General features: G+C 70.5%; 19 protein-coding genes and 5 tRNA genes. 9 read left to right on the top strand and 15 right to left on the bottom strand.

The window, feature by feature from the left end; translation table 11 throughout:
• Positions 1-57: 57 nt before the first annotated feature.
• The 5 genes from ACIQOE_RS23930 to ACIQOE_RS23910 form a co-directional block, all read right to left on the bottom strand.
• A complete protein-coding gene (locus tag ACIQOE_RS23930) occupies positions 58-864 on the bottom strand; it encodes an ABC transporter permease (protein WP_399011986.1) in 807 nt (268 codons plus the stop codon).
• The gene (locus ACIQOE_RS23925) at positions 861-1,796 is read right to left on the bottom strand and encodes an ABC transporter ATP-binding protein (RefSeq protein ID WP_401413604.1); all 936 of its coding nucleotides are present in this window, start codon (positions 1,794-1,796) and stop codon (positions 861-863) included. Before ACIQOE_RS23925 ends, ACIQOE_RS23930 begins: the two co-directional genes overlap by 4 nt.
• Before the next feature lie 129 nt (positions 1,797-1,925).
• A tRNA-Gly gene (locus ACIQOE_RS23920) sits at positions 1,926-2,001 on the bottom strand.
• A gap of 81 nt (positions 2,002-2,082) precedes the next feature.
• Positions 2,083-2,154, bottom strand: a tRNA-Gly gene (locus ACIQOE_RS23915).
• A gap of 136 nt (positions 2,155-2,290) precedes the next feature.
• Positions 2,291-2,608 (bottom strand): Lsr2 family protein, encoded by a 318-nt coding sequence (locus ACIQOE_RS23910; RefSeq protein ID WP_351316143.1) that lies wholly within the window; start codon positions 2,606-2,608, stop codon positions 2,291-2,293.
• A gap of 358 nt (positions 2,609-2,966) precedes the next feature.
• On the opposite strand from ACIQOE_RS23910, the gene purS reads away from it, so the two are divergent.
• From purS to purL, 3 genes are read left to right on the top strand one after another with little or no spacing between them, the layout of a single operon-like run.
• Positions 2,967-3,230, top strand: coding sequence for a phosphoribosylformylglycinamidine synthase subunit PurS (purS, locus tag ACIQOE_RS23905; protein ID WP_093501106.1), 264 nt, complete (start codon positions 2,967-2,969; stop codon positions 3,228-3,230).
• Positions 3,227-3,907 carry a phosphoribosylformylglycinamidine synthase subunit PurQ gene (gene purQ, locus ACIQOE_RS23900; RefSeq protein ID WP_351316139.1) on the top strand — a complete coding sequence of 227 codons (681 nt, stop codon included), beginning with the start codon at positions 3,227-3,229 and terminating at the stop codon, positions 3,905-3,907. Before purS ends, purQ begins: the two co-directional genes overlap by 4 nt.
• A complete protein-coding gene (purL, locus tag ACIQOE_RS23895) occupies positions 3,904-6,162 on the top strand; it encodes a phosphoribosylformylglycinamidine synthase subunit PurL (protein WP_401413600.1) in 2,259 nt (752 codons plus the stop codon). Before purQ ends, purL begins: the two co-directional genes overlap by 4 nt.
• A 62-nt stretch (positions 6,163-6,224) precedes the next feature.
• On the opposite strand, the gene ACIQOE_RS23890 is transcribed toward purL, so the two are convergent.
• On the bottom strand, positions 6,225-6,809 hold the full coding sequence (locus ACIQOE_RS23890; protein WP_401413598.1) for a Uma2 family endonuclease: 585 nt from the start codon (positions 6,807-6,809) through the stop codon (positions 6,225-6,227).
• A 220-nt stretch (positions 6,810-7,029) separates the two neighbouring features.
• Here ACIQOE_RS23890 and ACIQOE_RS23885 point away from each other — a divergent pair, with 220 nt between their 5' ends.
• The 4 genes from ACIQOE_RS23885 (at position 7,030) to purM (ending at position 11,172) form a co-directional block, all read left to right on the top strand.
• The gene (locus tag ACIQOE_RS23885; protein ID WP_365559201.1) at positions 7,030-7,827 is read left to right on the top strand and encodes a sterol carrier family protein; all 798 of its coding nucleotides are present in this window, start codon (positions 7,030-7,032) and stop codon (positions 7,825-7,827) included.
• Between the two features lie 78 nt (positions 7,828-7,905).
• Positions 7,906-8,319: an META domain-containing protein gene (locus tag ACIQOE_RS23880; RefSeq protein WP_401413596.1), complete on the top strand. Its 414-nt coding sequence runs from the start codon at positions 7,906-7,908 to the stop codon at positions 8,317-8,319.
• A 221-nt stretch (positions 8,320-8,540) separates the two neighbouring features.
• Positions 8,541-10,070: an amidophosphoribosyltransferase gene (gene purF, locus ACIQOE_RS23875; protein WP_351316121.1), complete on the top strand. Its 1,530-nt coding sequence runs from the start codon at positions 8,541-8,543 to the stop codon at positions 10,068-10,070.
• Positions 10,071-10,101: 31 nt separating this feature from the next.
• Positions 10,102-11,172, top strand: coding sequence for a phosphoribosylformylglycinamidine cyclo-ligase (gene purM, locus ACIQOE_RS23870; RefSeq protein WP_362170112.1), 1,071 nt, complete (start codon positions 10,102-10,104; stop codon positions 11,170-11,172).
• A gap of 87 nt (positions 11,173-11,259) precedes the next feature.
• Here the strand turns inward: purM and ACIQOE_RS23865 are convergent, their stop codons facing one another.
• Positions 11,260-11,520 (bottom strand): DUF3073 domain-containing protein, encoded by a 261-nt coding sequence (locus ACIQOE_RS23865; protein WP_351937593.1) that lies wholly within the window; start codon positions 11,518-11,520, stop codon positions 11,260-11,262.
• A gap of 300 nt (positions 11,521-11,820) precedes the next feature.
• Entirely contained in the window at positions 11,821-12,912 is a 1,092-nt protein-coding gene (locus tag ACIQOE_RS23860; RefSeq protein WP_351316115.1) for a Glu/Leu/Phe/Val dehydrogenase, read from the bottom strand.
• Positions 12,913-13,148: 236 nt separating this feature from the next.
• Here ACIQOE_RS23860 and ACIQOE_RS23855 point away from each other — a divergent pair, with 236 nt between their 5' ends.
• Both ACIQOE_RS23855 and bldC read left to right on the top strand, forming a co-directional pair.
• Complete coding sequence (locus ACIQOE_RS23855; protein ID WP_401413593.1) at positions 13,149-13,991, top strand: hypothetical protein; 843 nt, start codon at positions 13,149-13,151, stop codon at positions 13,989-13,991.
• Positions 13,992-14,624: 633 nt separating this feature from the next.
• Complete coding sequence (gene bldC / locus ACIQOE_RS23850; RefSeq protein WP_003949541.1) at positions 14,625-14,831, top strand: developmental transcriptional regulator BldC; 207 nt, start codon at positions 14,625-14,627, stop codon at positions 14,829-14,831.
• A 526-nt stretch (positions 14,832-15,357) separates the two neighbouring features.
• Here bldC and ACIQOE_RS23845 read toward each other — a convergent pair.
• From ACIQOE_RS23845 to ACIQOE_RS23815, 7 genes are all read right to left on the bottom strand, one after another.
• Positions 15,358-15,549, bottom strand: a complete 192-nt coding sequence (locus tag ACIQOE_RS23845; RefSeq protein WP_351316109.1) for a DUF6274 family protein — start codon at positions 15,547-15,549, stop codon at positions 15,358-15,360.
• Between the two features lie 294 nt (positions 15,550-15,843).
• A tRNA-Asp gene (locus ACIQOE_RS23840) sits at positions 15,844-15,918 on the bottom strand.
• A 93-nt stretch (positions 15,919-16,011) separates the two neighbouring features.
• Positions 16,012-19,956: an ATP-dependent RNA helicase HrpA gene (hrpA, locus tag ACIQOE_RS23835; protein ID WP_401413591.1), complete on the bottom strand. Its 3,945-nt coding sequence runs from the start codon at positions 19,954-19,956 to the stop codon at positions 16,012-16,014.
• Positions 19,957-20,037: 81 nt separating this feature from the next.
• A complete protein-coding gene (locus ACIQOE_RS23830; protein ID WP_351316103.1) occupies positions 20,038-20,376 on the bottom strand; it encodes a hypothetical protein in 339 nt (112 codons plus the stop codon).
• A 72-nt stretch (positions 20,377-20,448) separates the two neighbouring features.
• Positions 20,449-23,319 (bottom strand): PKD domain-containing protein, encoded by a 2,871-nt coding sequence (locus ACIQOE_RS23825; RefSeq protein ID WP_401413589.1) that lies wholly within the window; start codon positions 23,317-23,319, stop codon positions 20,449-20,451.
• Between the two features lie 174 nt (positions 23,320-23,493).
• Positions 23,494-23,567: transfer RNA gene (locus tag ACIQOE_RS23820), tRNA-Phe, on the bottom strand.
• Between the two features lie 24 nt (positions 23,568-23,591).
• A tRNA-Asp gene (locus tag ACIQOE_RS23815) sits at positions 23,592-23,666 on the bottom strand.
• Positions 23,667-24,545: the final 879 nt, after the last annotated feature.

The following is a 24,545-nucleotide window of genomic DNA, read 5'->3' as shown; positions in this document are numbered from 1 at the left end:
CCCGGTCCCGTCCCGCCGTCGCCGTCGCCGCCCCGCGCCGGGGCGCCCGGCGGGGTCTCAGCGCCGGGGTTCCCAGCGGAACCACCGCCGTACAGCAAACACCGCGACCGCGGTCCAGGCCAGCGCGAGGAGGATCGTGCCCGTGGCCTGGGCCGGTCCGAGTCCGCCGGTCCAGCCCGCGCGGACCAGCCGGACGGCCGGGGAGAGCGGGAGGAACGCGCAGACCGAGGCGGCACGGTCGGGCAGCACATCGGTGGGCAGCGCGATGCCCGAGCCCAGCATCGAGACGAGGACCAGCGGCAGCGCGGTCACCTGGGCGCTCTCGGTGGTCCGGGTGACGGCCGAGGTGAGCGCGGCGAGCGCGGCGCCGAGCAGCAGGCCCAGGAGCAGCCCGAGCAGGGTGAGGTACGGCGCCTTCGGCGCACCCGCGCCGAGCAAAACCGCGCAGCCGGCGGCGAGCACCAGGGCCTGCGCCAGGCCGAGGCAGAGGGCGGGCAGGGCGGTGCCGGCGAGGATCTCCGCGTCGGCCGGTTCGCCGGTGCGCAGCCGCTTGAGGACGAGTTCCTCGCGACGGGCCACGAAGGCGCTCACCAGGGGCGTGTACACGGCGAAGAGGAAGGAGAAGCCGGTCGCGGCGGTCAGCATCAGCGTGCCGACGTCCAGCCCCTGGCCCTTCAGGCCGGGCTGGTCGATCACGGGCCGCACGCTGAACGGCAGCGCGAGCGGCACCAGCAGCGCGGTGAGCACCGCACCGCGATTGCGGCCGAGGAGCAGCAGTTCGGCGCGGCCGAGCGCGCTCAGCCGCCGCCAGGACGCGGCACGCGCCGCCCGGCGCCCGGCCGCGGCGAGGTCCGCCGTGCTCATACGACCGCCTCCTTCGCGATCCCGAGGAACGCCTCCTCCAGCGAGGCCGACCGCACCTCCAGCCGGTCCAGCGCGACGCCGGTCCGCTCTGCCCAGTCCAGTACGCCGGTGGCGGTCCGCTGCACCTCGCGGGTCCGCAGCCGCACCGCCCGGCCGTCGGTCTCGTGACCGCACACGCCCAGGGCGGCGAGCGGCGGCAGGTCGCCGACGAAGTAGCCGAGCGGCAGCTCGAAGGAGATCCGGGCCGGCCGGTCCGCGGTCACCTGGGAGGGCGTTCCGGCGGCCGCGATGCGTCCCTCGTGCAGGATGGCGAGCCGGTCGGCGAGGTCCTCGGCCTCCTCCAGGTAGTGCGTGGTGAGCAGGACCGTGGTCCCGGCGTCGCGCAGGGACCGCACCAACTCCCAGGTGGCGCCGCGGCCTTCGGCGTCGAGCCCGGTGGTCGGCTCGTCGAGGAACAGCACCTCGGGCCGGCCGAGCAGGGCGAGCGCCAGGTCGAGGCGGCGCCGTTCGCCGCCGGAGAGCTGCTTGACCCGGACGTCGGCCTTTCCGGCGAGCCCGACCAGGCCGAGCGCCTCGGCCGCGGGCCGCGCGCCGGTCGTACAGCCCGCCCACATGCGGGTGGTCTCGGCGACGGTCAGCTCGGACGGGAAGCCGCCCTCCTGGAGCATCACGCCGGTGCGCGGCCGTACGGCGGCCCGTTCCCGGTGCGGATCGTGGCCCAGCACCCGGACCCGGCCGTCGCTCGGCGGTGCGAGGCCCTCCAGCAGTTCGACGGTGGAGGTCTTGCCGGCGCCGTTGGTGCCGAGGAGCGCGAAGATCTCCCCGCGGTCCACGGAGAAGGTGACGCCGCGGACCGCCTCGAACCCGCCCCCGTAGGCACGCCGGAGGTCTGTGACCTCAATCACGTGTTCGTTGTCCTCGATGGCTTCCATGGAACGAGCGTCCCCGGCGCCCGGACCCGGTGGCAGTGCGCGGTGTCATCACTCGCCATGACAAATGTCAGAGCGCGTCACGGGACACGAAAAAACCCCAGTCATACGACTGGGGTTTCTCTCGTGAGCTGGAGCGGACGACGAGGCTCGAACTCGCGACCTCAACCTTGGCAAGGTTGCGCTCTACCAACTGAGCTACGTCCGCACTGCTCCCGACCGGCTCCCACCGATCGGTGCGAGCACCAGCCTACCTGATCCACAAGCATGACCAGGACCGGCGGTGCAGAGCGGGTGACAGGAATTGCACACTGCGCCTTCCCCCTGGAAGGGGGATGTTCTGCTACTGAACTACACCCGCATGTACTCCTTGGGATTCGGCCTTTCGGCCTCGCCCCTCGGCGTGCTCCAGACATTAGCTGATCAGCAGGGGGGTAGCGCAAGTCGGCTGCCCTCGGGGCTCGGTGACGGTCCCTGAGGGCAGCCCGCGCCGCGCCTCACTGCGCGGCGCTGAACGCCTCGTAGACCTTCTTCGGGATGCGGCCGCGCGCCGGGACGTCCATCTTGTTCGCCTGCGCCCAGGCGCGGACGGCGGCGGGGTCGGGGGCGACCTCCGTCTGCTTGTACGCCTTGCCGGACTTCGACCGCTTGCGGCCGGCCGACACGTACGGTTCCAGCGCCTTGCGCAGTTCCTCGGCGTTGGCTTGATTCAGATCGATCTCGTACGACTTGCCGTCGAGTCCGAAGGCGATCGTTTCCGCCGCTTCCGAGCCGTCGATGTCGTCAAAGAGAGTGACCACGACCTTCTGCGCCACGAATATCGGTCCCTTCGAGTGGCACGTCTATACAGCTCATCGGCGATGACGCGACGGTGGAGATGACGTGCCGAGTATCGGCTATTGCCAATTCATTTGTACAGTGCCTGGCAATACAAAGTGAAGCCCGACTAAATCCGCCGCGTGTCTCCGGCGCAATAGATGTCGTGGGCGAACCCGGGGAACTTTCCCAGAACTTTTCGTGCGGATCCCCCGCCGTCACCCGATCGTGATGCGGCTCACGTAGTTTCCTACAACTCTACCCGCGTAGAAATTTTGTGCGGGTAGTCTGAAGACGCCTGTCGGAGCACCGGCGGGTAACTGCTCAGCAGCCAGCACCACAACACCGGGAGTGCCAGTGGCACGCGTCGTAGTCGACGTCATGCTCAAGCCGGAGATCCTCGACCCCCAGGGCCAGGCGGTCCAGCGTGCGCTGCCGCGCCTGGGTTTCGAAGGCATCTCCGACGTACGTCAGGGAAAGCGATTCGAACTGGAAGTTGACGGGCCGGTCGACGAGGCCGCGCTCGCCCGCATCCACGACCTCGCGGAATCCTTCCTCGCCAACACCGTGATCGAGGACTTCACCGTTCGGGTCGACGAAGTCGCGGAGGCGGCCAAGTGACCGCTCGTATTGGCGTCGTCACTTTCCCGGGAAGTCTGGACGACCGGGACACCCAGCGCGCGATCCGGCTCGCGGGTGCCGAACCGGTGGCCCTCTGGCACAAGGACAAGGACCTCCACCAGGTCGACGCGGTGGTCCTTCCCGGTGGTTTCTCGTACGGCGACTATCTGCGGGCCGGCGCCATCTCCCGTTTCTCGCCGGTGATGGAGACCGTCATCGAGCAGGCGAAGGCCGGCCTCCCGGTCCTCGGTATCTGCAACGGCTTCCAGGTCCTCACCGAGGCCCATCTGCTCCCCGGCGCGATGCTCGGCAACAACCACCTCCACTTCATCTGCCGCGACCAGAAGCTGCGGGTGGAGAACGCGGGGACCTCCTGGACCGGCGACTACCGCGAGGGCCAGGAGATCCACATCCCGCTGAAGAACATGGACGGCCGGTACGTCGCCGACGAGTACACGCTGGACAAGCTGGAGGCCGAGGGCCGCGTCGTCTTCCGCTACCTCGGCCTGAACCCGAACGGCTCGCTCCGCGACATCGCCGGCATCACCAACGAGGCCGGCAACGTCGTGGGCCTGATGCCGCACCCGGAGCACGCCGTCGAGCCGCTCATCGGCAGCGGCCGCACCGACGGTCTGCCCTTCTTCACCTCGATCCTCAAGAAGCTGGTGGGCGCATGAGCCGGACGCCTCTGGACACGGTCGGACACGCGGCCGCGACCCCCGACGTCGAGCTGCCCTGGGCCGAACTCGGCCTGAAGAAGGACGAGTACGAGCGGGTCGTGGAGATCCTCGGCCGCCGCCCGACCGGCGCCGAACTCGCCATGTACTCGGTCATGTGGTCCGAGCACTGCTCGTACAAGTCCTCCAAGGTCCACCTCCGCCAGTTCGGCGAGAAGGCCCCGCAGAGCGACGCGCTGCTCGTCGGCATCGGCGAGAACGCCGGCGTCGTCGACGTCGGCCAGGGCTACGCGGTGACCTTCAAGGTCGAGTCGCACAACCACCCGTCGTACGTCGAGCCCTACCAGGGCGCCGCGACCGGTGTCGGCGGCATCGTCCGCGACATCATCGCGATGGGCGCGCGTCCGGTCGCCGTGGTCGACCCGCTGCGCTTCGGCGCCGCCGACCACCCCGACACCAAGCGCGTGCTGCCCGGCGTCGTCGCCGGCATCGGCGGCTACGGCAACTGCCTGGGCCTGCCCAACATCGGCGGCGAGGTCGTCTTCGACGCCTGCTACCAGGGCAACCCGCTGGTCAACGCCGGTGCCATCGGCGTGATGCGGCACGAGGACATCCACCTCGCCAAGGCCTCAGGCGCGGGCAACCAGGTCATCCTGTACGGCGCCAGGACCGGCGGCGACGGCATCGGCGGCGCCTCCATCCTGGCGAGCGAGACCTTCGACGACGCCAAGCCGTCGAAGCGTCCCGCGGTGCAGGTCGGCGACCCGTTCCAGGAGAAGCTCCTCATCGAGTGCACGCTGGAGGCCTTCGCCGAGAAGCTGGTCGTCGGCATCCAGGACCTGGGCGCGGCGGGCCTGTCCTGCGCGACCAGCGAACTGGCCTCGAACGGCTCCGGCGGCATGACCGTCACCCTCGACGACGTACCGCTGCGCGACTCCACGCTCTCGCCCGAGGAGATCCTCATGAGCGAGTCGCAGGAGCGCATGTGCGCGGTGGTCGAGCCGGCGAAGGTCGCCCGCTTCCTGGAGATCTGCGAGAAGTGGGACGTCATCGCCACCGTCATCGGCGAGGTGACCGACGGCGACCGCCTGGAGATCTTCTGGCACGGCGAGAAGATCGTCGACGTCGACCCGCGCACGGTCGCGCACGACGGCCCGGTCTACGAGCGCCCCTACGCCCGCCCGGCCTGGCAGGACGCCCTCCAGGCGGACGACGCGAACAAGCTGCCGCGCCCGGCGACCGCCGAGGAGCTGAAGGACCAGGTCCTGAAGCTGGTCGGCTCCCCGAACCAGGCCTCCAAGAAGTGGATCACCTCGCAGTACGACCACTTCGTGCAGGGCAACACCGTCCTCGCCCAGCCGGAGGACTCCGGCATGATCCGTGTGGACGAGGAGAGCGGCCTCGGCGTCGCCATCGCGACGGACGGCAACGGCCGCTACGCCAAGCTCGACCCGTACGCGGGCGCGCAGCTGGCGCTGTCCGAGGCCTACCGGAACGTGGCGACGACCGGCGCCAAGCCGCTCGCCGTCTCCGACTGCCTGAACTTCGGCTCGCCGGAGGACCCGGCGGTGATGTGGCAGTTCGCCGAGGCGGTCCGGGGCCTGGCCGACGCCTGCCAGCAGCTGGGCACCCCGGTGACCGGCGGCAACGTCTCGCTCTACAACCAGACCGGCGAGGCGGCCATCCACCCGACCCCGGTCGTCGCCGTCCTCGGCGTCATCGACGACGTCGCCCGGCGCACGCCGGTCGCCTTCCAGGAGGAGGGCCAGCTGCTCTACCTCCTCGGCGACACCCGCGAGGAGTTCGGCGGCTCGGCCTGGTCCCAGGTCGTCCACGACCACCTCGGCGGCCTGCCCCCGAAGGTCGACCTGGAGCGCGAGCGCCTGCTGGCCGAGATCCTGATCTCCGCCTCCCGCGACGGCATGATCGACTCCGCGCACGACCTGTCCGACGGCGGTCTGATCCAGGCGGTCGTGGAGTCGGCGCTGCTCGGCGGGAAGGGCGCGCGGCTGGTCGTACCGGACGGGCTCGACGCGTTCACGTTCCTGCTCTCCGAGTCGGCGGGCCGCGCTGTCGTGGCCGTGCCGCGCTCCGAGGAGGTCCGCTTCAACGACATGTGCGGCGCCCGCGGCCTGCCGGTGGCGCGCATCGGTGTCGTGGACGGTGACACGGTCGAGATCCAGGGCGAGTTCGCGCTCACCCTGGACGAACTCCGCGAGGCCCACGAGGGCACGATCGAGGCCCTGCTCGGGTAGCCCCTGCCGCGACGCCGAAGGCCCCGCCCGGACTCATGTGTCCGGGCGGGGCCTTCGCAGCCTCATCGGACGTAGTTCTTGAGGATCTCCGTGTCGAGCTCGATGCCCATCGGATCCGGGAGCACCACCGTCTCGCCGAACTTCGCGGTCTGGACGGTGCGGTAGCCGCCGATCTGCCGGTCCGGGCCGCTGTGCACCGTGACCGTGCAGGAGTCCCGGTCGATCAGGAGGTACAGGGGGATCCCGGCCTGCCCGTAAGCGGTCGGCTTCTCGTGCCGGTCCCGCCGGTCGGTGTCCGAGTCGTACGAGGTGATCTCGACGACCATGAGCGCGCCTTCTGGGTCGGCCCACTCGCCGTATCCTGCGAAATGGGCCTCCGGCGCGAGTACTGCGTCCGGTCTCGCCCTGCCTTGTCGATAGGCCTCCACCCGGAGCCCTCGGCCGTAGTACAGGTCCAGGTCTGGCCTGGTCTGCATACAGCGCCGGGCCAGCCAGGACACGATGGTGTCGTGGTCTCCGTCCGTCACCTTCTTGACCCCGATCCGTCCGTCGATGAACTCCAACGTGACGGTCTCGGGAGCGGTGGAGGCGATCGTTTCGAACTCCTCCACCGACATCTGAGACGTGCGCTCGGCCATAACCGTCATGTTGCACCCCCTTCCAGGCGAAGGCCAGTGTCGTCGGACACCGGGGCGGCGTGGGGCGGGATTCCGTGCTCATCACACGCGCGAGTGATCGCCTCCGACCGCCGCAGATGACGTCCGTACCCTTTTGGACCGGAGAGCGGACGGCCCGTGCCTGCCGGCATGCGCTTGCGAGAGGTCACCCAGGACGACGGGAAGGCGTCGCGGGCATACGCTCGCCGGCATGCCTCCCGCCAAGAAGCGCACCAGGACGTACGACCCGGCCCGGACCCGTGCGGCGGTCCTCGCCCAGTTCGCCCACGTGCGGGACGCCGTCCGCACCCTCACCCCGGAGCAGCTCGCGCTGCCCACCCGGCTCGGCGAGTGGACCGTGCGGGACCTCGTCGCCCACATCGGCATGGCCCTCACCGCCGTCCAGCGGGCCCTGGACGAGCCCGAGCCGGCCAAGGCCGACGCGGTCCTCCTCGACTGGCCCTTCCGCACCGCCGCCAACTCCGCGGCGATCTCCGACTTCACCCGGCGCCTCGCCGACGGCCATCCCGACCTCGACGCCTACCTCGCCGCAGCCGACGACGGCCTCCGCGCCCTGCTGGCGGCACACCCCGGCAGTCGGCTGCTCGCCACCAGCGCCGGCGCGATGTCCCTGGACGACTACCTGGTCACCCGGGCCGTCGAGCTGGTCGTGCACACCGACGACCTCGGCGCGGCCGTCCCGGGGCTCGACGTCCCCCACGACCGGCAGGCCCTGGCCGCCTGTACGCGGCTGCTCGCCGACGCGCTCGCGGTCAAGGCGCCCGGCGGCTCCACCGAGGTCCGGGTGCCGCCGTACGCCGTGGTCCAGTGCGTCGAAGGCCCCCGGCACACCCGGGGCACCCCGCCGAACGTCGTCGAGACCGATCCGCTGACCTGGATCCGGCTGGCCACCGGGCGGCTGGCCTGGCAGGAGGCCCTGGCGCAGGCCAGGGTCAGCGCCAGCGGCGAGCGCGCGGACATCGGCGGCCTGCTGCCCCTGATGGGCTGAGGGAACCGGCCGGCCGGTGCGATCCGTCGAACCGGCATGTACGGGTACAGGCAGCGCACACGGCACAGGACCCTGACCATGACGGCCACCGCCGTGCTCGTCCCGCTCGCGGTGGCCTGCGGCGGCGAGCGGGCCGGTGAGTCGGTGGCGAGCCGGCCGGCGGTGACCGGGATCGAGTGGACGGTCGCCCGCGTCACCGCGCACGGCACCACCCGGGACGCCCCGTCCCGCGCCCACCTGCGGATCGACGACGGCCGGGCCGCCGGCGGCCTCGGCTGCAACCGGTTCAGCGCCACGGCACGGATCACCGACGACCGGATCCGCCTCGGCGGCCTCCGCACCACCCGCATGGCCTGCGACGGCGCCCGCACGGCCTTCGAGCGCGCCCTCGCCGGTGTCCTCACCGCGGGCCCGCTCACCACCCGCGCCGACGGCAGGGAACTGACCCTCACCGCGGCCGGCGGCGACCGGGTCGAGCTGGTCCGGAAGTGACCTCCGGCGCCCCGAATGATGTGCGACACCTCACTCAGAGATACGGTGTGAGGGGGTTGCGCGGGCCCCGGTGCGCCCGAAAGCGCCCCGGCTGGAGAATCCTCTCACCGCGCTGACCAGCGGAAATGTAGAAACCCACCAGTGCGGCCGTGGTCGTAGATCCACTCCGGCCGGACATCCCCAATTCGGACCAGTGGTCGATCTCGCCTACACTCGGTGCCGTGCCACGTGGTGACGGTCTCCTCAATCACGATCTGCTCCCCGGTGAGAAGGGCCCCCAGGACGCTTGCGGCGTCTTCGGTGTCTGGGCTCCCGGTGAAGAGGTCGCCAAGCTCACGTACTTCGGGCTGTACGCCCTCCAGCATCGGGGCCAGGAATCCGCGGGAATCGCGGTCAGCAACGGCTCCCAGATCCTCGTCTTCAAGGACATGGGGCTGGTCTCCCAGGTCTTCGACGAGACCTCCCTCGGATCGCTCCAGGGACATATCGCGGTCGGTCACGCCCGCTACTCGACCACCGGTGCCTCCGTCTGGGAGAACGCCCAGCCGACGTTCCGCGCCACCGCGCACGGTTCGATCGCGCTCGGTCACAACGGCAACCTGGTCAACACGGCGCAGCTCGCCGAGATGGTCGCCGACCTCCCCAAGGACACCCACGGCCGGTCCACCCGGGTCGCCGCGACCAACGACACCGACCTGCTCACCGCGCTCCTCGCGGCCCAGGTCGACGCCGACGGCAAGCCGCTGACCATCGAGGAGGCCGCGCACGCGGTCCTGCCGAAGGTCCGGGGCGCCTTCTCGCTCGTCTTCATGGACGAGCACACCCTCTACGCGGCCCGCGACCCGCAGGGCATCCGTCCGCTGGTCCTCGGCCGCCTGGAGCGCGGCTGGGTCATCGCCTCCGAGTCCGCCGCCCTGGACATCTGCGGCGCCAGCTACGTGCGCGAGATCGAGCCGGGCGAGTTCGTCGCCGTCGACGAGAACGGTCTGCGCACCTCGCGATTCGCGGATGCGAAGCCCAAGGGCTGTGTCTTCGAGTACGTGTACCTGGCCCGCCCCGACACCGACATCGCCGGCCGGAACGTGTACCTCTCCCGCGTGGAGATGGGCCGGAAGCTCGCCAAGGAAGCCCCGGCCGACGCCGACCTGGTCATAGCGACCCCGGAGTCCGGCACCCCCGCGGCCATCGGCTACGCGGAGGCCTCGGGCATTCCCTTCGGCAACGGTCTGGTCAAGAACGCCTACGTCGGCCGGACCTTCATCCAGCCGTCGCAGACCATCCGGCAGCTCGGCATCCGCCTGAAGCTGAACCCGCTGAAGGAAGTCATCAAGGGCAAGCGCCTGGTCGTCGTCGACGACTCGATCGTGCGCGGCAACACCCAGCGGGCGCTGGTGCGCATGCTGCGCGAGGCGGGCGCGGCCGAGGTCCACATCCGGATCTCCTCGCCGCCGGTGAAGTGGCCCTGCTTCTTCGGCATCGACTTCGCCACCCGGGCCGAACTCATCGCCAACGGCATGACCATCGACGAGATCGGCACCTCGCTCGGCGCCGACTCCCTGGCCTACATCTCCATCGACGGCATGATCGAGGCGACCACCATCGCCAAGCCGAACCTGTGCCGCGCCTGCTTCGACGGCGAGTACCCGATGGAGCTCCCGGACCCCGAACTGCTGGGCAAGCAGCTCCTGGAGACCGAGCTGGCCGCCGGTCCGGCAGCCACGGCCGCGGCCGACGCGATCCGTCGCCCGTAAGCCCTGTCATCAACCCGAAAGATCCCAGGCAATGTCTGAGAGCCAGCCTTCCGGTGCCTCCTACGCGGCTGCCGGTGTCGACATCGAAGCGGGCGACCGCGCCGTCGAGTTGATGAAGGAGTGGGTGAAGAAGACCCGGCGGCCGGAGGTCCTCGGCGGCCTCGGCGGCTTCGCCGGCCTCTTCGACGCCTCCGCCCTCAAGCACTACGAGCGCCCGCTGCTCGCCTCCGCCACGGACGGCGTGGGCACCAAGGTCGACATCGCCCGGCAGCTGGGCGTGTACGACACCATCGGCCACGACCTGGTCGCCATGGTCATGGACGACATCGTGGTGTGCGGCGCCGAGCCGCTCTTCATGACCGACTACATCTGCGTCGGCAAGGTCCACCCGGAGCGGGTCGCCGCGATCGTCAAGGGCATCGCCGAGGGCTGCGTGCTGGCCGGGTGCGCCCTGGTGGGCGGCGAGACGGCCGAGCACCCGGGCCTGCTCGGCGCGGACGACTTCGACGTGGCCGGTGCCGGTACGGGCGTCGTGGAGGCCGACCGGCTGCTCGGCGCGGATCGTATCCGTACGGGTGACGCGGTGATCGCCATGGCGTCCTCCGGGCTTCACTCCAACGGGTACTCCCTGGTCCGGCACGTGCTGCTGAACCAGGCCGGGCTCGCCCTCGACGCCCACGTCGAGGAGTTCGGCCGCACCCTCGGCGAGGAGCTGCTGGAGCCGACCAAGATCTACTCGCTGGACTGCCTGGCCCTGATCCGCACCGCCGAGGTGCACGCGTTCAGCCACGTGACCGGCGGCGGGCTGGCGGCGAACCTGGCCCGGGTGATCCCGGACCACCTGCACGCGCGCGTCGACCGGACGACCTGGACGCCCGGCGCGGTCTTCGACCTGGTCGGCCGGACCGGCAACGTCGAGCGGCTCGAACTGGAGAAGACGCTCAACATGGGTGTCGGCATGATCGCGATGGTGCCGCAGGAATCGGTCGACGTGGCCCTGGCCGCACTGGCCGACCGCGGGGTCGACGCCTGGGTGGCCGGCGAGATCACCGAGCGCGGCGACCACACCACGGGTGCGGAACTGGTCGGCGACTACGCGTAGACCCGCCGGCACGTGAGGCCAGCACAAAACCCGGTCCGGCGTGGAAACCCCGGACCGGGTCGGTGAACGGCTAAGCAGCCGCAGGCATTACGCACCGCGACGATGTTGAGACTGAGGACCGGACTGGTCGTCCTCGTCCTCGTCGTCATCGTCGTTGTAGAGATCCGCGTACTGGGCGTACGGGTCGTCGTCCTCGTCGTCGTCCTCGAACGGCTCGCCGTTCGGCGGCTGGCTCGAAGTCGATGCGCCCAGCTCGCTGGCCAGACGTGACAGGTCAGTCCCACCGCTGTTGTACTTCAGCTGGCGGGCGACCTTCGTCTGCTTGGCCTTGGCCCGGCCGCGCCCCATGGCTCGACCCCCTCGGTGACGGGGCTCGACGGCCCCAGAGTCTGACACGCGTTCATGATCCGGAACGGACTCTCCTCGGAGAGACCGGTCCGTAGGGCTTCCACGGTACCTGAGCCCGCGCCCATACGGTACGTCGCCCGCACCACGCGCCTGGCTGCACGACCCGCGAGGTGCCCCGTCCCCGCTGGTCAACGACGATTTTAACCACTTCCTGGCGGGCGACCCGCCGACGAACGTGAGAGTTCTCTCCAACTGCCCGCCGGCGGGTACCGGAAATCCGTGCGGAAACCCGGCGTTCGGTCAGCGGCCACCCGCCGTTGCCGCTTCGTGCATCCGCTGTTCGGCGATCCGGTCGGCCGCCGCGGCGGGCGGAATCCCGTCCTCCTTCGCACGAGCGAATATGGCCAGCGTGGTGTCGAAGATCTTCGCCGCCTTCGTCCTGCACCGGTCGAAGTCGAACCCGTGCAGCTCGTCGGCGACCTGGATGACGCCGCCGGCGTTCACCACGTAGTCGGGCGCGTAGAGGATCCCGCGGTCGGCGAGGTCCTTCTCGACGCCGGGGTGGGCGAGCTGGTTGTTGGCCGCGCCGCACACCACCTTCGCCGTCAGCGCCGCCACCGACGCGTCGTTCAGGGCGCCGCCGAGCGCGCACGGGGCGTAGATGTCGAGCCCCTCGACGCGGATCAGGGCCTCGGTGTCGGCGGCCACCGCGACCTGGGCGTGCCGGTCGGAGATCCGGCCGACGGCGTCCTGGCGCACGTCGGTGATCACCACCCGGGCGCCCTCCTCCAGCAGGTGCTCCACCAGGTGGTGGCCGACCTTGCCGACGCCCGCGATGCCGACGGTACGGCCGCGCAGCGACGGGTCGCCCCACAGGTGCTGGGCACTGGCCCGCATGCCCTGGTAGACGCCGAAGGCGGTGAGCACGGAGGAGTCGCCGGCGCCGCCGTTCTCCGGAGAGCGGCCGGTGGTCCAGCGGCACTCGCGGGCCACCACGTCCATGTCGGCGACGTAGGTGCCGACGTCGCAGGCGGTGACGTACCGGCCGCCGAGCGAGGCCACGAACCGCCCGTAGGCGAGCAGCAGCTCCTCGGTCTTGTCGCGCTCGGGGTCCCCGATGATCACGGCCTTGCCGCCGCCGTGGTCGAGCCCGGCCATGGCGTTCTTGTACGACATCCCGCGCGCGAGGTTGAGGGCGTCGGCGACGGCCTCCTCCTCGTTGGCGTACGGGTAGAAGCGGGTGCCGCCGAGGGCGGGGCCCAGCGCGGTGGAGTGGATGGCGATGACGGCCTTGAGGCCGCTCTTGCGGTCCTGGCAGAGCACGACTTGCTCGTGACCGCCCTGGTCCGAGTGGAACAGGGTGTGCAGGACGCCGGTGGAAACGTCGGTCACTGTGGTGACTCCCGGTTGTGTTCGCGGCGAGTGGAGACGGGGGGCCTCCGTACGGGTGGCGGGGGCCGTGGCATGAGCGTAGAGCTATTGCCCGCCCACCATCCGCGCCGTGTTCAGGATCACTCTCCCGCGCCGTGTACGCACGTATGAGCGTGGGACGATTTGCTGTGGTTTCGCGGCTGCTCCGTAGTGGGTTCCGCTGGTTTCGAGCCCGGTCGGATGGGGAGGGAGCAGGCGTGCCCAAGGTGTCCTCGGTGATCGTCCCCTACGCGGCGTACCTGCGTGTGTACGAGCCGCTGGCCGCCTTCCCGGAGCCCGAGCGCGGCCACTGGATGCGGTACGCCCGCCGTGCCGAGCGCCCCTCCTACCAGGACGAACTGCGCCGCTCGCTGGCCGACTTGCTGCCCACCCCGCCGGTCCCGGTGCCGGTGCAGGAGAGCGCCGAGGCCTTCGTGCTGGAGGTCGACGGCGTGGTGTGCGTGTGCCCGTGGCGGACGCGGCTGCGCGGCTGGCAGGCCCTGCAGGAGCTGCCCGAGGAGCTGCCGAACCTCGTCCTGGACGCGATGCTGCCGCCGGTCGTGCGCCGGCAGGCCACGATGGACTACGAGCGCTGGCTGGCCCGCAACCCCGACGCCCGGCCCTGGATCCGTACGGCGACCTGGCAGGTGCCGCTGAACTGGTTCGTGCTGGTCTCCGACGAGGAGCGCCGGTACGAGAAGGGCACCGGCGAGATCCCGCCGATGCTGCGCTACCGCACGCCGATGGTGCAGGCCCGGCGCCGGGTCGCCCGCGCGCTGCGCACGCTCAAGGACACCATCGACGAGGGGCCGCTGATCGACGGCCTGGTGGACGTGGGCCGCTGGCTGGAGGAGTTCCATCCGCGGTCCCTGGTCGAGCTGGACTACGGCGGCCTGGTGCACGCCCTGCCGGCCGGCGACCTGGAGGGCGACCGTTCGGCGGCCGACGTGGCGGCCGGCATCGAGGCGCTGCGGCAGGGCGACGGCGCCGCGGCCGGTGAGGCGTACGGGCGGCTGGTGGAGCGCTGGCGGGCGGTCAGGGACCGTCGGTCCGCGAACTGAGCGCCGGATCCGGGCCCCGGGTCTGAGCGCGGGAGCCGATCATTCCGTACTGACTGTCGGATCACCTGATGGTGTGACAGATGGATGACACCTCGGTGACGGGTGAGTGCCGAGTGATGTAGGTCACGGCCCAGATGCCATGAAACAACGTACGTTGACGGCACTTCAGTGAACGCACGGGACGTTGGTCCCGATCCGGGCTTTTGCGTCAAGGGTGACGGACCGCACTTACACGGCTCTTGCGCCTCTTGCCACTCCTCGTGCCAAAATAGGACAAGGAGTCCGGGGAGGGCTCCTTCCGTCCACTTGTGGTGCACTGTGGGCGGAATCTCAGCATTGCACTCGCTTTGGGGGGTCTGGTGCCTCCTGATCGCCATGTGACTGATCGTCACAGTGGCGTGACTGTCCGCTATGGCATGGTCCATCGGCTTCCGCGGCTGATGACTACCTGGGAGGGCAATTCCATCGGTTTGGCCGACGCGGCTGGACGGATGGTGTAGTTGTAGTGCCGAGGACAAGCCGTTCGTCCTATAACCGACTCGACTCGCGTCCGCCATTTCGGGCAACGCGGGTCAAGGTGCAGAATTTAGAGGAAAGAACCGAGAAGGTTCGGTTCTCCCGAGGAGGCCGCTCATGACCGCTCGCACCCCTGATGCCGAGCCGCTGCTGACCCCGGCTGAGGTCGCCACCATGTTCCGTGTCGACCCCAAGACGGTCACGCGGTGGGCGAAGGCCGGCAAGCTCACGTCGATCCGCACGCTGGGCGGACATCGGCGCTATCGCGAGGCTGAGGTCCGCGCACTGCTCGCGGGCATTCCGCAGCAGCGCAGCGAGGCCTGACCAACTGAATAGCGGGCAAACCGGCCGGTCCCCCAACTGGTCGAGGTGCCCCGAACCCTAGCTCCGAGCGACGCGGGACCTGCCCCAACGGGACCCACGCCCACGCCGACAGAACTTTTCAGGCAGCGACACAGGGTGCGTCGTAGATCGCGCTGGACTCCGCCGGGTCCAGCGCGATCTTTTTTGTGCGTCCGTGGGATCCGGCCGATCCTGGCGGACGCTTCTGTGCGCACCCTTGTCGGAGTCTGGGGAGGCCTGTCGGATCTGCTGTGAACGCGCCCGGAACGGGGGTGGCGGGAGGTCCGGGGGGAGTCCGCGGGCATACCGTGGGAGGCGTCTCAGGGTGGTGCAATTGCACATATTAAATTGACTTGGTGTAGGCGGGGGGTAAGTACCGTTGTTTCAGGAACTTATACGGTGACTCCCGTCACATACCGCACGGCTTGTTTGTACCGCCCCAGGTGCGCTAATGGAGTCTGAGGTTCCACCACCCCCCGGGGGAAGGGGCGTTGGGGCCGGCGGCGGCTCACACGCCGACGGATCCCTCGTCCTCCGCGGAGTCCTCGGGTGCCTCCGTCGCGCACGGCGCGGAGTCCATGGCCAGCCGCAGCAGCCGATGGCAGACCGGGCAGTTCCGGGTCAGGTGCCGGTACGACGAGGCGGCCGCCAGGTGGGCCCGCAGCAGGGCTCGCGTCTCGTGCCGCGCCGAAGCCGCCATACGCCACCTCCAGGAGGGGGGCCGAGGGGAAGCGAGCCCTGTCTTCTGGGTACCGACCGAATGTGACCCCGTCAAGAGCGCACCTGCGGGCCCCGGCCACCGCCCAGTGGGCCGCCACCGGCGCCCGGCCGCCCGCGGGGACGGCGTGCGGGCCCACGCGCCTCACGGGGCACTGGTGTTCGCGCACGCGGGCCCGGGAGCGCGGGCGGCGCACGGAGCGCGGAGCGCGGGCGCGGGACGGGCGGGACGTGAAAGAGGCCCGCGTCCCTTGCGGGATGCGGGCCTCATTCGATGCGGTCCTGACGGGATTTGAACCCGCGGCCTCCACCTTGACAGGGTGGCGAGCACTCCAAACTGCTCCACAGGACCAGGTTTTGCGGCACTTTGTCTGCGCTGTGCTGCGAGAAGGACTGTACAGGAGGGTGAGGGTCCTGGTCGAACTCACTCAGCGTGCCCGGCCGGTCACCCCAGCGCGGAGTCGATCGCCTTCACGATCCGTTTGTCGGAGATCGGATACGCCGTGCCCAGCGCGTGCGCGAAATAGCTGACCCGCAGCTCCTCCAGCATCCAGCGGATGTCCAGCACCTGCTGCGGCACCGGCCGGCCCTTGGGCAGCTGCTCCAGGAGCCAGGCGTACTCGTCCCGCATCTCGTGGACCTTCTCCATCCGGGTGGTGTCCCGCTGGACGTTGGTCGGCATCTGCTGCAGACGCCGGTCGGCGGCCACCAGGTAGCGCATGAGGTCGGGCAGGCGGCGGATGCCGGCCCACGTCACGAACCCCGGCTTCACCAGGGCGTCCAGCTGCTTGCGGACGTCCGTCAGGTTCGCGTGGAGCGCGGGGCTCCCGGCGCCCTTCAGACGGCGCTCACAGGCCTGCCAGGCGGCCAGCACCTGCTGCACCTGCCCGACCGTGCGGACCGTCGTGTCGACGATCTCCGCGCGCACCTTGTCGTACAGCTTCCGGTACGACTCCTCGTCCCACACCGGGCCCCCGAAGTCGCCGATCAGCTTGTCCGCGGCCGCCATCGCGCAGTCGTCGAACAGGGCCTGGATCGTCCCGTGCGGGTTCGCGGACAGCGCCAGCTTCTGGGCGTTCGTCAGCTTCTCGGACGCGAACTTCGCCGGGTTGACCGGGATGTTGCGGAGGATCAGCCTGCGCGTCCCCTTCCACATCGCCTCGGCCTGCTCCTCCTCGGTGTCGAAGAGCCGCACCGAGACCGTGTCGCCGTCGTCGACGAGCGCCGGGTACGCCTTCACCGGCTGGCCGGCCCTGCGGGTCTCGAAGACGCGGGTGAGCGTGCCGATCGTCCAGTCCGTCAGGCCCGAGCGCTCCAGCGACTCGCCGCCCTCGCGCTCCGCGGTGGCCGCGGCGGCCTGCGAGATGGCCTGGCGGGCCTTGGGCCGCAGCCGGAGCTTCAGCGCCTCCAGGTCCTTGTCCTCGGCCAGCTTCCGGCGCCGTTCGTCGACGATCCGGAAGGTGATCTTGAGATGGTCCGGGACCTTCGCCCAGTCGAAGTCCTCGGCCTCGAAGGGCACGCCGACCATCCGCTTCAGCTCGCGCGCCATGGTCGTGGTCAGCGGTTCCTGCAGCGGGACCGCCGAGTCGAGGAAGCGCTTGGCGAAGTTCGGCGCCGGCACGTAGTTGCGGCGGATCGGCTTGGGCAGCGAGCGGATCAGCTCGGTGACGACCTCCTCGCGCAGGCCCGGGATCTGCCAGTCGAAGCCCTCGTCCCTGACCTGGTTGAGGACCTGGAGCGGGATGTGCACGGTCACGCCGTCGGCGTCCGCGCCCGGCTCGAACTGGTACGTCACCCGGAACTTGAGCTGCCCCTGGCGCCAGGAGTCCGGGTAGTCGGCCTTGGTGACCGCCTCCGCCGACTCCCGGATGAGCATCGCGCGCTCGAAGTCGAGGAACTCCGGCTGCTCCTGCCGCTTGCGCTTCCACCAGGAGTCGAAGTGGGCGCCGGAGACGACGTGCTCGGGCACCCGCTGCTCGTAGAAGTCGAAGAGCGTGTCGTCGTCCACGACGATGTCCCGGCGCCGGGCCCGGTGCTCCAGCTCCTCGACCTCGCTGAGCAGCCTGCGGTTGTCGGCGAAGAACTTGTGGTGGGTGCGCCAGTCGCCCTCGACCAGTGCGTTGCGAATGAAAAGCTCGCGGCTGACCTCGGGATCGATCCGGCCGTAGTTGACCTTCCGGTCGGCGACGATCGGCACGCCGTACAGCGTGACCTTCTCCAGCGCCATCACGGCGGCCTGGTCCTTCTCCCAGTGCGGTTCGCTGTACGTCCGCTTCAGGAGGTGCCCGGCGAGGGGTTCCACCCACTCCGGCTCGATCTTCGCGTTGACCCGGGCCCACAGCCGTGAGGTCTCCACCAGCTCCGCCGACATGACGAACCGGGGCGTCTTCTTGAACAGCGCCGAGCCCGGGAAGATCGCGAACTTGGCGCTGCGGGCACCCAGGTACTCGTTCTTCGTGCCGTCCTTCACGTCCTTCATGCCGATGTGCGACAGCAGACCCGCGAGCAGCGAGACGTGTACGCGGTCGCCGGGCGCGTCCTCCTCGTTGAGGTGGATGCCCATCTGCTTGGCGACCGTGCGCAGCTGCGTGTAGATGTCCTGCCACTCCCGGATGCGCAGGAAGTTCAGGTACTCCTGCTTGCACATCCGCCGGAAGGAGCTGGAGCCGCGCTCCTTCTGCTGCTCCCTGACGTACCGCCACAGGTTCAGGAAGGCGAGGAAGTCGCTGGTCTCGTCGCGGAAGCGGGCGTGCTGCTGGTCGGCCTGGGTCTGCTTGTCGGCCGGGCGTTCGCGCGGGTCCTGGATGGAGAGCGCGGCGGCGATGACCATGACCTCGCGGACGCAGCCGTTCCTGTCGGCCTCCAGGACCATCCGGGCCAGCCGCGGGTCCACGGGCAGCTGGGCGAGCTTGCGGCCGCTGTCGGTGAGCCGTCTGCGCGGGTCCTTCTCGTCCGGGTCGATCGCGCCCAGCTCCTGGAGCAGCTGCACGCCGTCGCGGATGTTGCGGTGGTCCGGCGGGTCGATGAAGGGGAACTTCTCGATGTCGCCGAGGCCGGCCGCGGTCATCTGCAGGATGACGGAGGCGAGGTTGGTCCGCAGGATCTCGGCGTCGGTGAACTCCGGGCGGGCGAGGAAGTCGTCCTCGTCGTACAGCCGGATGCAGACGCCGTCGCTGGTCCGGCCGCAGCGGCCCTTGCGCTGGTTGGCGCTGGCCTGGCTGATCGCCTCGATCGGCAGCCGCTGCACCTTGGTGCGGTGGCTGTAGCGGCTGATGCGGGCGAAGCCGGGGTCGATGACGTACTTGATGCCGGGCACGGTCAGCGAGGTCTCGGCGACGTTGGTCGCCAGAACGATCCTGCGGCCGGTGTGCGGCTGGAAGACGCGGTGCTGCTCGGCGTGCGAGAGCCGCGCGTACAGCGGCAGTACCTCCGTGAACCGGTAGTTCTTCTTCTCCAGCGCGTCCGCGGTGTCCCGGATCTCGCGCTCGCCCGACAGGAAGACGAGGATGTCGCCCTTGCCCTCGGTCTGAAGCTCCTCGACGGCGTCGCAGATGGCGGTGATCTGGTCGCGGTCGGCGTCCTCGGAGTCCTCTTCGAGGAGCGGCCGGTAGCGCACCTCCACCGGATACGTCCGGCCGCTGACCTCGACGATCGGGGCGTCGCCGAAGTGCCGGGAGAACCGCTCGGGGTCGATGGTGGCGGAGGTGATGACCACCTTCAGGTCCGGCCGCTTGGGCAGCAGCTGGGCCAGGTAGCCGAGCAGGAAGTCGATGTTGAGGGACCGCTCGTGGGCCTCGTCGATGATGATCGTGTCGTAGGCGCGCAGCTCGCGGTCGGTCTGGATCTCGGCGAGCAGGATGCCGTCCGTCATCAGCTTCACGAAGGTGGCGTCCGGGTTCACCTGGTCGGTGAAGCGGACCTTCCAGCCGACGGCCTCCCCGAGCGGCGTGCGCAGCTCCTCGGCGACCCGCTCGGCCACCGTGCGGGCGGCGATCCGGCGGGGCTGGGTGTGCCCGATCATGCCCCGCACACCGCGGCCGAGTTCCAGACAGATCTTCGGGATCTGCGTGGTCTTGCCGGACCCGGTCTCACCGGCGACGATCACGACCTGGTGGTCGCGTATCGCCTCGGCGATCTCGTCCTTCTTCTGACTGACGGGCAGCTGCTCGGGGTACGAGACGGCGGGCACGACGGCACGTCGGGCGGCCATCCGTTCCTCGGCCCTGGCCACCTCGGTCTCGATCTCCGCGAGGACGGCGGCGCGGGCCTCCGGCTTACGGATCTTGCGTGCGCCTTCCAGCCTGCGCCCGAGCCGGTGCGCGTCGCGCAGCGAAAGCTCGGTCAGGCGGGGAGCGAGGGCGCCGAGGGCGGGGGCGGGATGCGTAGACATACGCGGTCCAGGATCTCACCTCGGGGAAATTCCTGGCGAACGCTTTTGCCTCCGGCGGTTCGGCCGGGCGCCGGCGGCCGGTTACCCGGCGCGCGGGGCGGGAGCGGTGGCCGCGGAGTCGGCGGCGTCCGCGGCGGGTGCCGGGGCCGCGGCGGGCTGGGCCGGGGCCGTGGGGGCGGTGGCCGCGGCGATGGACTTCGCCGCGTTCGACACGGCCTTGATGCCCAGGTAGGCCGTGGTCATGCTGCTCACCGCGGTGAAGGCCGCGGTCAGCACGCCGATGATCACCGACGTGTCACCGCTCAGCCGCCAGACGCCGAACACCGCGACCGCGGCGATCGCGAGGTTGCTGATGACGACGGCCAGCAGGCCGTATCTCGCGCGAACCTTCTCCAGCTCCACGTCCTGGTCCCGGCTCATCTTCCCCACCCTGACGACGACTCGACGCGGCAGAACCTAGCGCCGGGCCCGCCCCGGCGCCAAGGAGGCTGATCAGCCCGCCGGGAAGACGAGGTCGTCGCCGACCAGGTCCGCGTAGACGTCCACCGGGACGGTGCCGGCGTTGTAGAGGTCGATCGCGCCGTCGGCGCCGACCTTGACCAGGGCGCGGCCGGCCGCGGTGTGCCCCTTGGTGAAGCTCAGGGAGTAGACGCCGGGGCGCGTGGTGCCGTCGGGATGGGCGACGAGGTAGCCGCTGCCGGACGGGGCCGGCACGGTCAGGTTCAGGTCGGCCGCGCTCACCCCGGTGGCGGGGACGCCGTGCGCGCCGACGACCTTGATCTTGACGGTGCCGTGCGCGGCGATCCTGGCGACCTTGCCGGCGCCGGTTCCGGTACGGGTGTCGAGGACGCGGACCGGGGTGACGGGCCGGAACTCCGCGCCGCCCGCGGTGGATCCGCCGTACCAGCCGGCGAGGTCCGCGACGAGGTTCGCCGACGCCTTGCTCGCGTTGTGCAGGACGACCTTGCCGTCGCGCACGGGGATGACGACCTGGGTGGTGACGGTCTGGCCGGTGGTCCAGCAGGGGCCGGTCACGGCGGAGTCGCCGGTGCCGTGCGTGGCGACGGTCAGGTTCCCGGACGCCTTGGTGGTCGTCGCCGTGACGTTCAGGACCAGCGCCCGCGCGGTCGTCGGGACGCCGTGGGTGCCGCCGACGGAGAGGGTGACCGAGTGGCCGCCGCTGACCGGGCTCCGCGTGGCGCCGGTGCCGGTGCGGGTGTCGAGCAGGCGGACCGGGGTGGCCGGGTGGTAGGTGTCGGCGTACTGGGCGTGGGACTGGAGGCCGACGGTGGCGACGTCGACGGTCACCGCACCGGAGCTGCCGTTGTAGAGGTCGACCGACCCGGTCGGGGTGACCTTCACCGTCGTGACGGCGCTGGTCGTGCGGCCCGGCTCGAAGGCGGTGGCGGCGGTGCCCGGGCGGGTGGTGCCGTGGGCGTAGAGGGTGAGCGTGCCGCTCGCCTTCGCGGCGCTGGTGACGAGCTGGAGCTGTGCCGCGTCCACGCCCCCGGCGTCGGCCCGCAGGGTGGCCGCCGAGAGGTTCAGGACACCGTGCGCGGCGATCGTCCTGTGGGTGTCGTACTGCGGGGTCACGGCGACGAAGGCGTCCGCGGAGTGGAAGACGGTGCCGGCGGTGGTGGTCCGGCCGAGCAGGTCGGTCTGGGTCAGGGTGGCGGTGTAGGTGCCGGGGGCCGGGTACTGGTGGGTGGCGAGGGTGGCGGAGCCGAGGTTGTCGTACGTGCCGTCGCCGTAGTCCAGGGTCCGGTACGCGACCTCCCACGGGTTGGCCGGCATGGGCACCGTGAAGTGCGCGTACCCGGCGTCGACCTGGCCGTCCGAGGTCTCCGGGGCGACGGACAGGGCGGCGGCGGGCGGTGCGGCCGTGCCCGCCGTCACCCCGGCGTAGGACCTCTCGGTGGTCGTCCCGTCGGGTTCGGTGACCGTGATGCGCGTCGTGTACCGCCCCGGCGTGGTGTAGGTGTGGGCGACCGTGGTGCCGGGCGTGCCGGTGGCCGGGTCGCTGCCGTCGCCGAAGTCGACCGAGTAGGCCAGGGCCGCGCCCCAGGCGCTGGTGGCGTCGGTCTTCAGGGAGATGCCGAGCGGCGCGAGCCCCTGCGTCGGCGCCGGCTCGTCGCCCGCGGAGACGGTGAGGGTGTCCTGCCGCTCCAGGGCGCCCCGGTCGGGGTGGCCGGTGCCGTTGCCGGTGTTCGCGACCAGCAGGTCGTCTACCCGGGCGTGCCCTGCCTGGTCGGTGTCGAGCGCGCCGGGCGCGGTGGCGTCGGCCGAGTCGATCAGCGGGGAGTGCTCGGAGGGCGCCGCCAGGCCCGCGGTGATCCCGTCGAGATCGTGCGCGCCCTGGCCGGTCCCGTCCCGGAACGCTCCGCTGGAGGGGTAGGAGGTGCCGGCCCAGGCGTACTCGGTACGGGCCGCGGCGGTGGAGGACTGCTGGTGCGTCACCGCGTTGTAGTCGGCGGTGACGTGGCTCGCGGAGTCGGCCGACACCGCGTAGAGCGGAGCGGTCGGCGCCGGGCAGTCGCCGGTCTGCTGCGAGCCGTTGCCGACGAAGGCGGCCACGTTGTTCTCCACCACGCCGGAGCTCGCGCCGTCCAGCGAGATCGCGGTGGCACAGGGCGCGAAGACGGTGTTGCCGGTCACGTCCGTGCCGGTCGCGCCCGACACCGCGATGCCGCCCTGCTGCTGCGTGAGGATCACGTTGGTCGTCACCGTGACCCGGGCCGCTCCCGGTGCCACCCGGACGCCGTACGCGGTGTTGGGGTAGACCGAGTTCCGCGACACGGTCACGTCCGAGGACGTGCCGTCCACGCCGATCGCCGTTCCGGTGACGGGGACCGTCGGGGCCGAGTTGGTCACCGTCAGCCGGTCGAGGGTCACATGCCCGGACCCGGTCACCGCCACCACGTCCCCGTGGTGCTCGTCGCTGAAGGTCAGCGACTCGACACGTACGTCGTGCACGCCTTTCAGCGTCAGGGCCGGTGCGGAGGCGGGTGCGGCGAGGACCGCCGCCAGGCGGGTCGGGGGCAGGGGCGCCCCGCTGAAGGTGATCGGTTCGTCGCTGGTCCCGGACCGGGTGACGGTGACCGGTGCCGTGTACGGGGAGAGGGGGTCTCCGAGGATCCTGACCGTGTCCCCGGGTTCGGCCACGTCCGCCGCGGCCTGCACCGTGCAGAACGGCAGGCTCTGCGCTCCCGTCCCGCTGTCGCTGCACCGGATGTCGTGGTCCACGTAGAGCGTTCCGCCGGATCCCGGGTCGGCCACCGCGGCCCCGGTTCCCCAGCCGCTCAGCACCCCCACGACGGCGATCGTGGCGAGGGAGAGTGCTGCGGCGGGGCGGGGTCTGTGCATGAGGTCTCCACGGAGCGTCCGGCACGGCGTTGGCATGCTGCCGTCATGCTCGCAGCGTGATCTCAAAGGAATGCCATAGTCCGCTCTGATCTTTCCCAAGACGCGGCGACCACGGCACGGCAGTGCCTCATGACGCGAAACAGCCCCTCCGGATTCCGGAGGGGCTGTTCATTGTGGCTGGGGCCGGGGTCGAACCGGCGACCTATCGCTTTTCAGGCGATCGCTCGTACCAACTGAGCTACCCAGCCACGAGGTTTCACGTGAAACCCCAGCGGTCCTGACGGGATTTGAACCCGCGGCCTCCACCTTGACAGGGTGGCGAGCACTCCAAACTGCTCCACAGGACCAAGCTTTGCGTGCAACAGTGTCGCACACGATCTTGCGTGCCCCCAACGGGATTCGAACCCGAAAGCTTTACCTTCCTGACCTGCGACGACGCGCGGGGGCGCAGTATCTACGCCCTTCTGAGTCCTCCTGAGTCTAGCTGGATCCTCCTCGATCCTGCCCCCGTGCTGACATGTCAGCACGGGAAGCCGTGTCGTTGTGACTGCAAATTTTGGATCTCCGAGGAGGACGCACGCCACCATGATTCCGGGATTCTGTACCGAGGGTGCCGTGTTCCGAACCGTGACGGCTGTGAAGTGGCGGAGTCATGAGCGTGGCGAGCGCCTGGGGCTGGGAGGGTGCGGTGCACTAGGGGTGGCTTGAGTGGGTGGCGTACGGGGCGACATCGAGGTGTACGAGGTCGGCTGGACCGGATGACGGCCTCGGACGGCGTTGTCAGTGCTGTCCGGCGCGATGCCGCTCATGCCGACCCTCGATGATCTTCCCCCGTACCGTCGGGCAAAGCTGCTGTGGGAGTACGGCCCCCTCGGGGCGGACCGGATCGAGGACATGGTCCGGGAGCAGGCCGGGAAGCCGTGCCACCTGTCGGGCGTGTCCACGCCGGTCTCGCCCCGGGTCGCCGCGCTCGGAGGCGACGGCCGGTACCACCTCATGAGCGACCGCCGGAACGGCGTACCGCCCACAGCCCAAATTCGGGCAGTGTTCGAATTCTGCGGCCAGCGCGGGCGGCACACGGGCAGATCCAGGGCACACACCGTCGACGGGCCGGTGGCCGACGATCACGACGCCCCCCAGGAAGGCAGACCCGGACGGACTTCCACCGGCCGATACGGTCCGCCAGGTCCGCGACGCCGGCCGAGCCTCAGGGGCGCCCCCAACCA

It is taken from the genome of Streptomyces sp. NPDC091282, assembly GCF_044757385.1.
GTDB lineage: Bacteria > Actinomycetota > Actinomycetes > Streptomycetales > Streptomycetaceae > Streptomyces > Streptomyces gramineus.
This window is presented reverse-complemented; position numbering and strand designations above follow the sequence as displayed.

Excerpts from the sequence above, each read along its gene's own strand:
- ACIQOE_RS23825 (WP_401413589.1), bottom strand. The coding sequence starts at position 23,319 with ATGCACAGACCCCGCCCCGCCGCAGCACTCTCCCTCGCCACGATCGCC.
- ACIQOE_RS23845 (WP_351316109.1), bottom strand. The coding sequence starts at position 15,549 with ATGGCGGCTTCGGCGCGGCACGAGACGCGAGCCCTGCTGCGGGCCCAC.
- hrpA (WP_401413591.1), bottom strand. The coding sequence starts at position 19,956 with ATGTCTACGCATCCCGCCCCCGCCCTCGGCGCCCTCGCTCCCCGCCTG.
- ACIQOE_RS23925 (WP_401413604.1), bottom strand. The coding sequence starts at position 1,796 with ATGGAAGCCATCGAGGACAACGAACACGTGATTGAGGTCACAGACCTC.
- ACIQOE_RS23880 (WP_401413596.1), top strand. The coding sequence starts at position 7,906 with ATGACGGCCACCGCCGTGCTCGTCCCGCTCGCGGTGGCCTGCGGCGGC.
- purL (WP_401413600.1), top strand. The coding sequence starts at position 3,904 with ATGAGCCGGACGCCTCTGGACACGGTCGGACACGCGGCCGCGACCCCC.
- ACIQOE_RS23865 (WP_351937593.1), bottom strand. The coding sequence starts at position 11,520 with ATGGGGCGCGGCCGGGCCAAGGCCAAGCAGACGAAGGTCGCCCGCCAG.
- ACIQOE_RS23930 (WP_399011986.1), bottom strand. The coding sequence starts at position 864 with ATGAGCACGGCGGACCTCGCCGCGGCCGGGCGCCGGGCGGCGCGTGCC.
- bldC (WP_003949541.1), top strand. The coding sequence starts at position 14,625 with ATGACCGCTCGCACCCCTGATGCCGAGCCGCTGCTGACCCCGGCTGAG.
- ACIQOE_RS23890 (WP_401413598.1), bottom strand. The coding sequence starts at position 6,809 with ATGACGGTTATGGCCGAGCGCACGTCTCAGATGTCGGTGGAGGAGTTC.
- purM (WP_362170112.1), top strand. The coding sequence starts at position 10,102 with ATGTCTGAGAGCCAGCCTTCCGGTGCCTCCTACGCGGCTGCCGGTGTC.
- ACIQOE_RS23885 (WP_365559201.1), top strand. The coding sequence starts at position 7,030 with ATGCCTCCCGCCAAGAAGCGCACCAGGACGTACGACCCGGCCCGGACC.
- ACIQOE_RS23830 (WP_351316103.1), bottom strand. The coding sequence starts at position 20,376 with ATGAGCCGGGACCAGGACGTGGAGCTGGAGAAGGTTCGCGCGAGATAC.